Source organism: Sphingobacterium zeae, assembly GCF_030818895.1.
GTDB lineage: Bacteria > Bacteroidota > Bacteroidia > Sphingobacteriales > Sphingobacteriaceae > Sphingobacterium > Sphingobacterium zeae.
The window spans coordinates 4,548,712-4,563,929 of record NZ_JAUTBA010000001.1 but is presented as its reverse complement, the minus strand read 5'-3'; the positions used below and the strand labels follow the sequence as shown (position 1 = coordinate 4,563,929).

At 38.2% G+C, this 15,218-nt stretch carries 12 protein-coding genes; 10 read left to right on the top strand and 2 right to left on the bottom strand.

Features of this window, described 5'->3' with window-relative positions:
• The first annotated feature begins 444 nt into the window (after positions 1–444).
• On the top strand, positions 445–831 hold the full coding sequence (locus QE382_RS19155; RefSeq protein WP_209576397.1) for a nuclear transport factor 2 family protein: 387 nt from the start codon (positions 445–447) through the stop codon (positions 829–831).
• Between the two features lie 109 nt (positions 832–940).
• On the opposite strand, the gene QE382_RS19150 is transcribed toward QE382_RS19155, so the two are convergent.
• Entirely contained in the window at positions 941–1,903 is a 963-nt protein-coding gene (locus QE382_RS19150) for a hypothetical protein (RefSeq protein WP_307187336.1), read from the bottom strand.
• Between the two features lie 459 nt (positions 1,904–2,362).
• Here QE382_RS19150 and QE382_RS19145 point away from each other — a divergent pair, with 459 nt between their 5' ends.
• The 3 genes from QE382_RS19145 to QE382_RS19135 all read left to right on the top strand — a co-directional run bounded on the left by QE382_RS19145 (position 2,363) and on the right by QE382_RS19135 (position 5,003).
• On the top strand, positions 2,363–2,527 hold the full coding sequence (locus QE382_RS19145; protein WP_209576392.1) for a hypothetical protein: 165 nt from the start codon (positions 2,363–2,365) through the stop codon (positions 2,525–2,527).
• 245 nt (positions 2,528–2,772) lie between these two features.
• Entirely contained in the window at positions 2,773–4,323 is a 1,551-nt protein-coding gene (locus tag QE382_RS19140) for a tetratricopeptide repeat-containing sensor histidine kinase (protein WP_307187335.1), read from the top strand.
• 14 nt (positions 4,324–4,337) lie between these two features.
• Positions 4,338–5,003, top strand: a complete 666-nt coding sequence (locus tag QE382_RS19135) for a response regulator (protein WP_182982653.1) — start codon at positions 4,338–4,340, stop codon at positions 5,001–5,003.
• Positions 5,004–5,251: 248 nt separating this feature from the next.
• Here the strand turns inward: QE382_RS19135 and QE382_RS19130 are convergent, their stop codons facing one another.
• A complete protein-coding gene (locus QE382_RS19130) occupies positions 5,252–5,740 on the bottom strand; it encodes a tetratricopeptide repeat protein (RefSeq protein WP_307187334.1) in 489 nt (162 codons plus the stop codon).
• A gap of 210 nt (positions 5,741–5,950) precedes the next feature.
• Here QE382_RS19130 and QE382_RS19125 point away from each other — a divergent pair, with 210 nt between their 5' ends.
• The 6 genes from QE382_RS19125 to QE382_RS19100 are packed head-to-tail and all read left to right on the top strand — an operon-like array spanning position 5,951 to position 15,215.
• The gene (locus tag QE382_RS19125) at positions 5,951–7,417 is read left to right on the top strand and encodes a hypothetical protein (protein ID WP_307187333.1); all 1,467 of its coding nucleotides are present in this window, start codon (positions 5,951–5,953) and stop codon (positions 7,415–7,417) included.
• A gap of 2 nt (positions 7,418–7,419) precedes the next feature.
• Entirely contained in the window at positions 7,420–7,812 is a 393-nt protein-coding gene (locus tag QE382_RS19120) for a hypothetical protein (RefSeq protein WP_307187332.1), read from the top strand.
• Positions 7,813–7,814: 2 nt separating this feature from the next.
• Complete coding sequence (locus QE382_RS19115; protein ID WP_307187331.1) at positions 7,815–9,329, top strand: FtsZ/tubulin family protein; 1,515 nt, start codon at positions 7,815–7,817, stop codon at positions 9,327–9,329.
• A gap of 5 nt (positions 9,330–9,334) precedes the next feature.
• Entirely contained in the window at positions 9,335–12,736 is a 3,402-nt protein-coding gene (locus QE382_RS19110; protein ID WP_307187330.1) for a hypothetical protein, read from the top strand.
• Entirely contained in the window at positions 12,723–13,580 is an 858-nt protein-coding gene (locus QE382_RS19105) for a hypothetical protein (protein ID WP_307187329.1), read from the top strand. The genes QE382_RS19110 and QE382_RS19105 overlap by 14 nt, the downstream gene beginning before the upstream one ends.
• A 6-nt stretch (positions 13,581–13,586) precedes the next feature.
• Entirely contained in the window at positions 13,587–15,215 is a 1,629-nt protein-coding gene (locus tag QE382_RS19100) for a hypothetical protein (RefSeq protein ID WP_307187328.1), read from the top strand.
• The last annotated feature ends 3 nt before the right edge of the window (positions 15,216–15,218 follow it).

Genomic DNA, 15,218 nt, shown 5'->3' with positions numbered 1-15,218 from the left:
ATGTTTGCCAGTAATCTCTTTCAACGTATCTGGATTGTATATTAAGTAGATTAGAGATGTAATGAATATTTTTTTTAAAATGATAGGGTGTTTGTGTAATTCCATTGTGATACAGATTGGTGTTATAAGTAAGTTAATACAACGGTTAAAATTTTTAATTATTGGAGACTGATTAACTTCACCTCCCTATTCCCGTCATTCACCGAGTTTTCCTGAGCGTTGTTCTAAAGCCCGTAGGTTAAGGGCCTATTGTGTTGTAGTTTTGAGTCAACAAATAAGAACTAAAAACTAACACTATAAGAAAAGACATTATGAACCATCATGAGTGCTTAAAAATGGCACTCATGATAGCTTTATCACCAATCAAAAAACAAATCATTTCGATAAAAAACTTTAGTAAAAACATTCGCAGCAGCAGCTTTAATCGCAGTATCAACTTTCGCTATGGCAGCTGAAGGACCTGGAGTAAAAGCAACAAAAGCTAACATTAACCTTTCCACAGCAGATTTTGCTTTAGAGCATTATGTTGCGGTAACCACAGAGGGCGAATCAGCAGGAGTAGAGAAGTTATTCGCTGATGATTTCAATCAAAAGATCCAAGCTTCCAATGCGCAGTCTAACAGCCGTAGCGAAGTGGTTAAATCCTTGAAAAAACAAAAAGGCAAAAAGCTAAACTGTACAGTAAGCACCGACATCTTAGAAGAATCAGCTGACTATATGGTTGTTAAAGTGACTTTGAAATTTGAGGATTTCACCAAGACTGATCTGGTTACCTTAGAGCGGGAAGGTAATGATTGGAAAGTATCCAAATCGATCAATTCGTATAAATAGAATTTCGCAACTGGTGGTTTGCCGTTAATAAAAGACAAACCACTAGTGAATCATATGTCTATTTAAGGCCACGTCGGGAGATGTGGCTTTTTTTATGCAGCTAAGGAACCTATTCCTTTTGTTTCTGCATTATTCCAAATTGAACCTGTTGATTGCTGTCTGGCGTTATACTTACATAGGTGTCCCAAATATGTTTTGTCACAGCTTTTAAAGATTTATTGAGTCGGACTGGGTGATATCCCGGGCCTGTAAAAAACTCAACTTCATTGTCGATTTTTGAATACCAGATATTCCCAATGTCTTTCACCCTTAAGATGTCAGGCGGTGTGATTTTACGAAAATGCTCTAGTCTATCCTGATCTAATCCAATAACCTGATACGCTTGTGTTTTGTCTTGGCAATCGACCTGAATATATTTTTCGCCATCCCAGCACATGCAATCTTTGGGAGTCAAAAAATCTATTGTAATAAAAATAGCAATAATGAAAGAAGCAGCTCCGGTAAATCTTAAGGTATGTCTATTTAAAAATGGTTTTTTCTGCGAGCCTGATTCATTTTTATTTATTTGGCTTTCATCAACCCCCTCTGGACTAATTACCTTACTTGTGTCAACATAGTCTATATCCACATTGGTTTTCTCATGATCTCTTTTCGAAATAATAGACTCATCTTGGCTATTACCTTCTAGGTTAATAGATGTGGAGGGGCCCTTTTTAGCATCATCTTCAACAGGTGGATCATTCTTTCCGAAAGGTGGGTCATTCTCAATTTGTATAGGCTTATCATCATAATTAAGGCGAAATGGACGCGGTTGATAATCCACAAGTACAGCTAATAGTTTGACAAGAAGCTCATCTGGGTTTTCTGTTTCCCGTAAAATAAACTTCTGTAAAGCTCTTAACCATCCTGTTTTATAATTGTAGATAGCATCTTCTAAACTTTTTTCCTTTTTAAGTGGATCAAAGAATTTTTGTAAGACCTGAATATCGGTTTCTGGTAACCCTTCGGATAATCTAATTAAGCAGTAATCTCTCAAGTTTGCAGGTGAGGGGCTGGCCAATAATTCATCCATTTCTTGTTTGCTTTTCTTTTCCTCATAGAGGGAAAGAACCCTTTCTTTAAATATGTTAAACGTCGGCATAGCTACAAATTTAGGTTCTATTTCTATCAGTATTTACGGAATCCCGTAAGTCAACACCTTATCAATATATCGGTATTTACCGAATTTTTAGAATTTTATCAGTCTTTCCCGTATTGTCGGAATCATTTGATAAAAAGGGTTTTAACGACTATAACTTTGTTCTCGAAGTCAGATGATGGATCGATTAAAATATAAACTAAGATACTAATCTGATTTCACAATGAGAAGATCTCGCGGTAGTCTTTAGCCGGTTTGGGAAGCAGCTTCTGCCTCCCGCGATTGACACTCTTACTTCCCAAAAAATTCAGAAGGCCTTCTGAAAACATTTGTAGCAATCCCGTGCATGGGGCACGGGACCTACCAAGTTTTTGACTTTTAATTTTTTGAGTTATGTGGAGTTTAATATTATATTTTCTATTTGGAATCGGTCAACCGTCTAATTCACAGCCAAGCGCAGGAACACCAACAGTACAAACGGCAGATACTCCGCCACCAAACCCTGGTGATGATGGAGATGGTGGCGACAAAGGAAGTACAAGACCCCCTTTGCCATAGTTTAACTCTTAGAAATTTAAGGAGTAGTATTCACTACTCCTTTTTTGTTTGGGGTAATTTAGCGTTGCTTTATTCGCCGAAAATGAATAATTTAGGTTAAAATTTTAGCCGTGTTTAGATTACCTTTAGTCCTCTTCTTTTTATTTGCGTTTATTATATCTTGCCGACAGGAGGATAATGTAATTCCTTTGAACTCGACAAATGAGTATTTAAATAGGGCAAAGTGGTCTTTGAAAAATGGTCATATGGATAGTTCTTTTTTATATTTTGAAAAAGCTAAAGAGCAATTTTTATTAGCGAAGGATGATTTTAACGCAGCTAAATGTTTGATCCATATGGGAGTTAATCTATATGAAGTTGGTGATTATTTCGGAGCCCAAGAAACTTCTCTAGAAGCAGCTAAATATCTAAACTCTAGAATCGCTGAACAGCGAGCGTTGCTATCCCATGCCTATAACAACATTGCCAATGCAACGGATGATTTGAGAAATTATGATCATGCTATTCCGTATTATCTTTTAGCGATACAATATTCCGCAAGTAGGGAGAACATCTTAACATATAAGAACAATTTGGCTGTCTGTTTAAGAAATGCTAAACGCTATCCCGAATCAATTAAGCTTTCCGAAGAAATCTTGTCAAAAGTCCCGAGTGGAACAACGGACTACGCCAAGTTTTTAAATAATTTAGCCAAAACAAAATGGATTGCAGACAACAGCTATAATCCCGTACCGGATTATCATAAAGCTTTAACGATACGGACTAGTCAAAAAGATCGTTGGGGTCAGAATTCAAGTTATGCGAGTTTAGCTAAATATTATGACCATAGAAAACCAGATTCATCTATTTATTATCTACATAAGCAATATGAAATAGCAACTGAAATAAATAGCGCAGATGATAAATTGAATGCCTTGAGAGGATTGATTCAATCAAATTCCTCCAATTCTCAACGTTATCTGTCTACCTATTTGGCACTCAACGACAGTATCCAACAGGCCCGCGCCGCCGCCAAAAACCAGTTCGCCCTGATCCGCTACGAAGTCGAAAAAAATAAAGCCGATAACCTGCGGTTGGAAAAAGAAAATGCCGAAAAGCAGAACCGGCTTGTCAGACAACGTGCAATTACAGGTGCAAGTATTTTTTTACTCCTATTAGCTGTTGGTGGAGGAACGCTTTGGTACAAACGTCGCAAGCAACGTCTCGAACTCGAAGCACAGAACCGCGTCAAAGAGACGCAGCTACATCTTTCTAAAAAGATTCACGATGTGGTCGCCAATGGCATCTACCGAGTGATGTCGGAAATCGAACATGGCGATGAGGTGGACCGCGATGGTGTACTCGATAAACTGGAAAATATGTACCACCAGTCGCGCGATATCTCGCACGATGTCGAACAGGAAACGATCACAGAGATACCTTATAACGAGCAACTGGCCAGCTTACTCAAATCCTTTGCCGCTGACCATCGGAAGGTATTAATCGCCGGTAATGATGCCGAACAATGGGACGATATCAGTAAACGAATTAAAGATGAAGTCAAACATGTGCTTCAGGAGCTGATGGTCAATATGAAGAAACATAGTCAGGCCGAACAGGTTGTCGTACGTTTTGACATATCAGAACAACAGCTTAACATATTCTATAAGGATAATGGTGTTGGAATCCCACAAGAAAAATCTAAAGGAAAAGGGCTAGCGAATACGGTTTCCCGTATTGAAAGCCTCGGTGGTGAAATTACCTTTGTGAATGAACCGGGAAAAGGGCTCAATATCACGACCACTATCCCATTATAAAAAGACAATAATGTATGTTTAAGAAAGTACTCATTGCCGAAGACCACGAGATAGCCAACATTTCTGTGCAGAAAACCCTGCACGACCTCGGTATTCACAATACCAAATACGTTTATTATTGCGACCATGCACTCACCTGGATTAAAAATGCGATCCGCGATGGCGAACCGTATGACCTACTCATTACGGATATCGAATTTGAAGATGATGATAGTCCGCAGGAGATAAAAGATGGACTCTCTCTGATCAAAGCCGTCAAACTTGTACAGCCAGATATCAAGGTTATTGTCCTGACGGCCAAGGACCGCTCGTCCCTGATCAATGATATGTTCAAAAACAACGAGATCGATGGCCTTGTTCGCAAAGCACGCCGCGATGGCCAACATCTGCGCGAGGCATTGCAAGCTGTTGATCAGAATCGAACGTACCAATCGCCCGACAGTAAAAAATTTATTCAGGAGCAGAATTCGCATGAGTTTACGCAGTTTGACCTGCATATCATTAAACTCTTGTACGAAGGTGTATCCCAAAAGGAAATGCCCGAGTATCTCCAGCAACGAGACATTCGTCCGTCGAGCCTGAGTAGCATTGAGAAACGGCTCAACCTCATGAAGGATGTACTTGGATATACTAAAAACGAACAGCTTGTTGCGTACTGTAAAGAATTGGGCTTTATATAACAATCGTCGATATTGGATTACGGTTTTCCGTAAAGACTCTTGGGGGTATCGTGCTACCTTTGTGAAAGCAAGATAAATAACGAGGTAGGATTATTTGCTGAAAACGATATCTAATGCATTCAAGATATTTAGTGCCATATTTTAACCAATGAGATGATGAGAAAAGGCTATCGTAGGATAGCCTTTATCTGTTTCTTTATTATTTATAAAAGCTGGACTTATGATTGTCCCGGCTGAATTCACTCTTTTTAATCAGCCTGATTTGAAAACGTATTGATTGAGTTTAGTGCATAGTAAGCGATCCCATTGTCAGGATATTGTTTCAGAATTTCTTCGTAGAGCGCTTTTGCTTTTTCGGCTTGCCCGGCCTGCACATAACAGAATGCAATATTACAAAGTGCCATTTCCCGATAACACATTTTTGAGGCACTCAACATCGTCACTGCACGATACTTGTCTACCCATGCGTTTCTAGTAAAAAAATCAAGACTCAGCTCAAAATGTTCTAAAGCCGCTTTGAAATCCTTCTGTTTGATAGCCTTCATTCCTTTGTTATGGCTTGAGGGAATAAGCTGTTGCAACAAAATAAGTAACCCAGAAAATAAAACCACACCTATGAAAATTCCATGTTTTTGGAATAGAATAGTAAAAAATGCTATAAAAACAGCCCATACCAAGATGATGATTAGTATAGCAGACTGGGATACTTGCCGAACAATAGGAACATTTGCGCTCATACCGATGAATATATTGTTGGTTTTTATTTTTCTAAAGGTATCAAAATTCTCAAGAAATTCTCTTCTTCTTATCTCGATTACCTTAAGTTTTATAGATTTTTTTATCTGATGTACCTCATGAGGTGTCTTTACGGGAAACCGTAGAATTAGCCCATAATCATCCGCTAGATTTGCTGTCAACGTAGACTGATCGTTTAAAATTAATCTAACATGAAAATAAACAAATACGGAATAATGGCTTCGGTGGTTCTTTTATTGGGGCTCCTTTATTACAGCTGTACCCCAAAATCAAAATTGATTGAAAAGCTGGAAGAACTGAGTGCCAATGGTACGCTGGATTGCCAAGATTTGGAGCAATTAACAATATATGTTCAGCAGAATAAAGAAGACCGCTCTTTTAAAAAATTAATCAAGAATGGTCAAGCTGATAAAATAGCGATCCAAAACTATATGCGCAAAAATGGGAATAAAGCTAAACTAAATATTGATCAATGTGGAGAAGTAAAAACAACACCCACTTTCGCTATTTATTTAGAGAATTCAGCAAGTATGGATGGTTATGTTAGTGGTGTTTCGAATTTCGAATCTGTACTGTCGGATATTCTGATAGGCCTAAATTATCATTATGATAAGAATAACATTAAGTTCAATTTTATCAACTCAGAAATATATCCGGCGGAAGTTTCTAATGTCAATACATTCTTTAGCTCACTTGAGCCCGGTAAAGCTCCTTTTAAAGTGGGAAATCAATTTGTATCCGAATTAAATCAATGCTTTGAAAAGGTATTATCGGAGACGAAGGATAACGGGGTTTCCATTTTTGTTTCCGATTGTATCTATTCCCTGGGAAAAGGACGCTCTACCCAGCAAGGCCTCATTTTAGAAGAAAATATGACCAAAAGTGCCTTTATGCAACGTTTGAAACAATCTGATCTTTCAACCTGCATCCTTCAGTTTACTTCTGGTTTTAATGGCACATATTACGACTATAATAATCAAAAGACCAAATTACAGCATGCCGAACGACCATATTATATCTGGATCATAGGAGCGGATAATAGCGTTCAGAATCTTCTCAGCAAAGTTCGATTTGCTGACATGAAAGGTTATCAAAATAGTTATTTCCTAAAAGGGAATCATGGCACGGAGCCCTCCACTCAGTATTTATCAGGTACCAATAGAATTGGCCGAGCAGTATATCGCTCTCAGGAGCCTAAGGATATCAAGGATATTCAATTTGTGAATGGTGTATTTCAATACAGCATTACCGCAGATATGAGTTCTTTCCCTGATAGAATGTCCGTCCTTGAAAATCGCAATTATGTGTTAAGCCCAGGAGCGACACTCGTAAGCGTTCAGGAAATCCCGTTCAATAACCAGCCTACTTTAATCCATCAAAACGATTGGCAGCGTATTAAAGACAATAAATTCACCCACCTGATCACAGTAAAAGTTAATCAAAAGGAATTCCCTGATGAACTGACTATTGCTTATAAAAATACGATGCCCTCCTGGGTGGACCGCTCATCCAATACGGACGATTCAGCTATCAAACAAACCACACAACAGACTTTTGGATTACGTAATCTAATTCACGGAGTCACTGAGGCTTACAAAACGCATAACAACAATCAAGATATATTATTTCAAATTAAGTATAACCTAGCAATTAAGTAATCATGAACGATTTATTTGCCCTATTTTATGAGAAGTTTTATTACGAGACAGACTTCTCACTAGAAATGTTTGATAGGTTCCTCTATCAAAAGTATGCCATTATAGCCATTATAAGCGCGGCGGTATTTTCACTGGTTTTTTATTTTTTATTGGATAGACCTCGTTTCGCTAAAATTGGACTGTGGTTTATTCTCCTTACGGTCGCATCATTTGTAAGTGCGGGATACTTGTATAATGACTCTAAGTCAATCATGGAGCGGGATAATCTTGTTTTCTCCAGTGAAGCCTATTTTGGGGTAGCGATTGGAAGTTTTGTGCTTACCTTATTCGTATTCTTTATCCTCTCGTTATTTTTCAGAAAACTATCTAAAAACCTTTCTAGGACACCATTTTAGTTATGCCAAAATTATACGTATTTGCTATTGGCGGGACGGGGTCCCGTGTAGTCAAGTCATTGACCATGTTATTGGCTTCTGGAGTTTCAACAGGATACGAATTTGTCCCGATCATCTTAGATCCAGATTCTTCTGCGGCTGATGTCGCTAAAACCGAACATTTGCTCAATGAGTACCGGAGTATTCATAAAGCTGTAGCACCTAATAATGAAAAGGTGTTTTTTAAGAATAAAATTGAATCTTTGGGCGAGGTGATAGGTGCTGTGGGTGCAAATGCATTAGGTAATGAATTTCGTTTGGGAATTGAAGGGCTTAATGGCGGAAAGTTCAAAGATTTTATCGACTATAATTTATTGGAAGATGGTGGTAGTAATCAAGCTCTCGTTGATGTGCTTTTCTCCGAATCCAACTTGAATCTTGATTTAGAAGTAGGTTTTCAGGGCAATCCGAATATCGGATCTGTTGTGCTCAATAAATTTACCGAATCGGAAGAGTTCAACCTCTTTGCAAATAGTTTCAGTAATAACGACCGAATTTTTATTATCTCTTCCATATTTGGGGGAACGGGAGCCGCTGGATTCCCTTTGATATTAAAAAATATCCGCCATGGGCTGGTCAATGGGAAGCATTATGATCATCTCCGTAATGCGGTCGTTGGTGCTATTACGGTTATGCCTTATTTTAAGCTGGATGGGGACAATACTGATAACATTCAAAGTTCGACGTTTTATTCTAAGACCAAAGCGGCGCTGCACTACTATCACAAAAATATTAGTGAGAGCAAAGATATCAACGCCCTATATTATATCGCCGATGATAATAACAATGTGTACAAAAATGTTGTCGGTGGTACAGGACAAAAAAATGATAGTCATTTTGTCGAGCTGGCTGCTGCTTTGGCGATCGTAGACTTTGCAAATGATGGTTCTTTAAGCACACATGAGGGGAATGCTCAGAATCCTAAATACAAAGAATTTGGTGTCAACGATCTCTCGGCGTCAAATCCGGTGATCACGTTTAAGGATCTTTCCCATGAGACCCAAAATCAGATACAGCTCAATTTGACACAGCTCCTATTTTTCTCTCTTTATCTGGAGAGTGAACTAAAAGATAAATTGACTGCTCCTTTTGCCAAAGAGACTGCACCAGTTATTGACCAGAACTTTTTGAGCTCGGTATTTTATGGAAGGTTGTTGCACTTCTTAGATCAATACCGTATCTGGCTTGGAGAGATGAAACGCAATAAGATCAGCTTTTCACCTTATAATATCGCCGAGTTAATCGACAATCAGGGCGCTATTATCGGAGTTACCCCTCAAAATGCAGATTTAATGCAGCTTGTTTCTGGTTTTGCCCAACGGAGTAGCATATTCAAATTATTCAAGGAGAAAAGCTATGATCTGATGACTGCGGCTTTAAATGAACATCGTAAGAAAAAATACCCGACCGTAGAAAACAAACTGATGGTTCAATCGCATGATGCGACGGCAGAAATCATAACCAAATATTTATTCTAATCAACATGGCAAAAGTTTTTAGACTTTTTGACGATACGCCAATGACGCATTGGCAATCTCGCAGCACCGACTACAGCAGTGTTATTATCGAAAAGATCATTAGTCCCGATGGAGATCAAAGTTCGATATTGCCTACTTCGATACCTTCGCCGTTTGCTCGTCTAGATTTATTTAATACTGCTTTTCGTTACTTTAACGATGCAAATAATAGGCTTGATGGCTATACGAATAACCATAAATTGGTCAGCGACTGCCTTGATTTGCTTGAGCTGCTTTATAATAAGGATTCCATCAACGGAGAGTTGACAATCAAGGTGTGGGACAAACAGCGTGATTTGGCTAAATTGACTGATTCTAGCTATTCCCGTCACCAATTGCTTGGCCGTACTTTGGATTTATTTCTTAAGCAAGATGATGAAGCATTCAATTTTGATCAGCTGCATCGAATCTATATTTTTTACTTCAATCATAAGATTATCGGCGCGACATCCCCTAAGACAATGGTGTTCACATCTGCCAATGATCTGGGGTTTGCGCAGGTCACTTTGCATGACCGTAAACTATTCACCGAACCGGCGTCACTCAAAAATAGAGATGAAGATTTTATTTTCTATTTGATGGCTTTTTTCAAAGAAAATCCGTCGTTGAGCAGATATATGCCAACGTTTTATGATTACGTCAAACGCAATGTCAAGGAGAAGATGGAACAGGATAAGACTTTTATGGCTGCAATAAATGCGCTGGATGTTCAATTTTTGGAAAATAAGACGACGATTGATGGAAATGATTATGTAGTTGAAGTATTTAATGTACCGTTTCGGACCAAAAGTGTAAAAAACATTCAGGAGCGTATCGGTCGAGAATCACAATTTTTAATCCATGCTTCTAAAACAGTGTCGGGACTTCCTCCCATGGTACTCGCGACCAACGGGAATTTAGGGATGCTGGATTATTTGTACCAGGGCATCAAATGGGATGTCAACACCAAGGTTCCTCCTCCAGCAGACGACATGTTGGATGTACGAATCCTTCCCGGAAAAGATGTGAAATACCCTTATTTGACTGTAGATGATTTTTTGGAACAGGATATTTATGAAACACCTTATGAGATTAATAAAGACGCTTTTTTTGATGGAAATTTCACAAATGAGTCCGATCAGCAAGGTATTGGCTATCTTCTTCCCTTAAAGAAGACATTTTTTACTTATTTCAGCGAGGAGGATCTGATCAAGCGTAGCTTCTCCGGGAAAAAAATAATTGAGATTATTAAAAAGAAGAGTTCAGTCAATGTAAAGCTGCGAATACCGATTGACGGAGGCCGCCATGTGGTCGAACTGGAGAAAAAATATGAAACTACGGATATAAATCCTCAAAAAGGCAAGATTATACCTTGTGCTAAGTATTTTCAGCTATTTCCAATTCAAAAAGCAAATGTCAATCCCAATTACTACATGCAGGTAGTTGATGGGGGGGTGAATGATTATAGTCATTCCTTTCAACTTGCTTTTGATGGGAGACAGGCTGATTTTCGAAGTATGAAAGCAAAGCGTGATAGCCGTAATGGATCATTTTATAATACCTACTATTTCAGATTTAAAGAGGACTTTAATGCCATTTCTTTCAAAGAAGAAGATAGTGATAATGCTAATTATCTCATACCGCTATGGCGGAACGAACGTCATACAGGAGGTGCGTACACCTTTGCAATTGACTTTGGAACATCGAATACACACGTAGAGTATTCAGTTAATAATAGTGCTCCTTCGCCTTTAAATCTCCCATCAGATAAGAATGGTTTCGCAACATCTTTTAATAAACTTGACACCAGCATTAGTAGTTTACATGAGATCCAAAATCACAAGGATATTGAATTCATTGTTGAAAATATTTCGAGCGAGTCGAATTACAATTTTCCGATACGCACCGTAATATTAGACTATAATAATTTTGATCCGACCAATTTCCAGACAATTCTGGATTATAACATCGGTTTTACTTATGAAAAAACTAGTATGCCGAGCCTCAATAATGTAAAGGCTATCACTAATTTAAAATGGGTAAATGGAATTGAGGATATAGAAGGTGAAGCTAGAATGCGTTCTTTTTTGGAACAACTTATCATCATGTGTAAAACCAAGGTACTCGTAGAGCGGGGAGATATCTCTAAAACCAGATTTACCTGGACATATCCATTAAGTTACGGACAGTATAAAATCAATTTGATGGCTGGCTTAATGGAGGAGCTTGCCGAACAGCATTTTGGTCCAGGGATAGAGTGCATTAAGCTTTCGGAATCTATTGCTCCATTCTATTCCATCGCAAGTACAGGTAAGATTTTGGGAACTTCAAATACCATCCTATCGTTAGATATAGGAGGAGGAACTATTGATAGCGTTGTTTATCAGAATCGTAAAGTTATTACTATTTCATCCGTCCTATTTGGGGCTAATTACCTTTATTCTGGAGGCTATACTACTGATCTAAGATCCAATGGGTTTTATAGACTTGGGTCGAAGTTTTTTACGGGATTATCAAATGTCAATAGCTATCATAATTTGAAAGAAATAGGGGAGACAATTGAACAGAGTGGAAAGATTGATGATATCATCGCTTATTATTTTTCTCTCGATAAAAAGAAAGAGCTGCAAAATGTAAATAATAAAAGCTTCAATGCTTTCTTGGCGATGCATGCCAATGAACGAGCTGTATTCCTGTTTTATCTTGCGTCAATAATTTATAACAGTGTTACTGCTATGAAAATTGCAGGCATATCTGCGCCTAGCTACTTGACTTTTTCGGGTACAGGATCGAAGTTCCTGTCTATTATTGATAAATCAAGTTCAAAAGAAAGCATCGTGATCTATGCGACGGCAATTATTAATGCAGTATACGGATTGCAAGATTCTTCTGAAAAAATGAGAGTGAAAGTACTCGTCCCAGATAGTCCCAAAGAACTTACTTCTAAAGGAGCAATAAATGTTCTCGAAGAAGGAGAAGAGGTGCTTGCAGAACTTTCTATCAATAGTTTGGATGAAAAGTTTAGGAGCTATCTAGGAGACAAAGAGCAAACTATAATTTCGAATGATAATCGATTGACCTATGAGGATTTGGGAAGCCAGTTCAATGAAAGTGTATATCAAGCATATTCAGAATTTGTGTCTTTATTCTTTCAGCTACCGGGAATTAATTATAAAAATGATTTCGGTATCGATTATGATCTTAAACGGAAATTCGAAAGCATCCTGTTAGACAAGAAGGTCGCAATAGAATTCTTAGAAGCAGGTTTAGCGCAGCGTACAAAGCAAGTTTCAGCCACAGATATCGTATCGGACAATTTGTCTTTCTATATAGTGAGAGGCATGCTTGGTGAAATGTTAAATAAATTACAAGAAGATGAAAACTGGTAAAATATATAAAAGTTTAATCATACTAGGATTTCCATTCATTATGGCGCCATGTATGGTCATTGCCCAACAGGCCGGTGCACAGGGGCGAACAACATTTGTATCCGACTCGACTCTACAGTGGATCGTGATCGTATTGTTAATAACGGTATTTGTTATTTTGATGATGTTAATCTTTCAGGGAATAGGCAAGAACAAGGCAATTTCTAGATTAAATAGAAGGATTGACGTAATTGTAAATTTACAAAATAGTGAAAACCAGATGCAGCTAAGACCCCAGGTATCCTCGAGTTTACCTCGATATAACGAAGTGGCGGACGAAAAATTGAAAAATCAGCTTAATGAACTGACGCGAAAGTTAGAGGAATTGAATAAAAAGGTCGATGCAAACCAAACAAAATCTATGCAGATAAACTGTCTGGATAAACTTAATGTTGATGAAATCCAATCTGCTGATCTGGTTTTGGAAGCAGTCGTTCCGCAAGATCAGGATACCCTATCGGAACCGATAACACTTTCGATCCCTCAGCAACAAGAATTTGTTTCAAATTGTATGACAGCGGGCGCCTTTCAAGAACTGCTTCCGATAAGCAAAAAGAGTAGACATACGCCTTATATTATTTCAAAACGGGAAAATGAATACTATTTCCGTTTGGATGAGTCTAATTTGGATGCGATAACAACTGCAATCCAATATCGAAACAGTTATATAGATGGCTTCTGTGAGTCTCTGAATAATTATTTTCCTGGAGCAAAATCCTTTACACAGGAATCTAAACTCGGTAAACTCCAACTTGTGGACGGCAAGCTGCAAGTAGTAGAAAAAATAAAGATCAGATATAGTTAATAACAGATGGACTGGATACATATTATTTTAGAATTAGCGGTTGTTGGTTATTTTATTTCACAGCAAGTTAAGACAGGGATTCAGCTTCGAGCTGCCATCGTTCAATTTGGTCGTTTTATTCCATACAAAGATTATTTTAATACCCAAAGCATCACGGTTTCCAAGATTCTTTTACAAGAAGGCCGGGTTGGCGAAATTTTTGAAACTATAAAAAACGATGAACAGACCGATTCGATACCCCAAAAAGGTTCGGTACAGGTTACGCTTATCAATCCAAGTACGACGTCGGGCACCTACTTTGACAACATTATTGAGTCACTGAATATCTATTTACTAAAAAACAATGGGGGTATAGCCGATTTTAATATTGTCAAAGATCTCGTGGAGCGCAATGTGAATGTTGAAGAAGATGATATTAAAGAAACTATCAATAAGCCCCTTTATCTGGGGCTTATGGCAACCATCGTCGGGATTATTTTTGGACTATTTGCCATGTTGATTAAGCTTTGGAACACGGATAATTCAGCGACTTCAGATTTGGTCAAACAGCTTGACCTGAATGATTTCCTTTTGGCAGTGTGTATTGCCATGGTTTCCAGTTTTCTAGGATTATTTATTACTTCGTTTATCGGATTAAATTCTTTTAAGAAAGCAAAGCGGGCAGTAGAGCAGAATAAAAATGAATTTTACAATTTCGTACAGACGGATTTGCTACCCGTAGTAAGCCAGGACTTTGGTTCATCCATCACCAAATTGACTAATACCATGAACTCATTCAACCTGGAATTTACAGCTAATATCAATACCCTGAACCATCTGTTTCAGAAGAATTATGATACCTTAAAAGTTCAGGATACAGTTTTGGGTCGGCTAGAACAATTGAATGCCAATGATTTCGTTAAGATGAACGCGAATGTATTGCTGCGTCTTGAAAAAGCAACCAATAGTTTTGACAAGTTTAACGTTTTTATGGAAAGTCTCAATAGCAGGCTGTCAGAAACACGTGTACTGAGCGATAGTATAGCGAAGTTACTTGACCGCGCAAATAATTTTGATAGTATTGCACACAAGATCGATGCCCGGGTAGACGATACCAATGCGATTATCTCTTTCCTTCAGCAACAATTTTCTAGTCTAGATGCCATGTCTTCGCGGTATAAAGAGATGATTTTGCGCGTGGACGATAACTTAGACGAGACACTCAAGGTTTTTGAAAATCATGTGATTATGAAACGTGAGGGACTGACCAATCTGATTACCGAGCAGCATGATCTCTTAGAAAAGGCTTATACAGAAAATGTAACTAAGTTTGATAAATTGGATCTACTGGACAATCTGAACGTGTTGCCAGCAATCAAATCTGGTTTTGATAAGCATCAATCGGACATGCGGTCAGAACAGATCAATCATATCAATACCGTAAGCAAACTTGGAGCAGAAGTAAAGATCAATAAGGAACAGATCAGTACAATCGAAAAAACGCTGAAGGAAGTCAATGTCAAGGTTTCGGACGCTTCTGACAGAAGGGAGGAGATAAACAAGTTGAATACCATATCTACGGTGCTCAGTAAATTGAAAGAAGAAGTCGAGAAAAGCAACGAGAGTATTTTTAAACGCATTTTCGGAAAAAAATAGGTC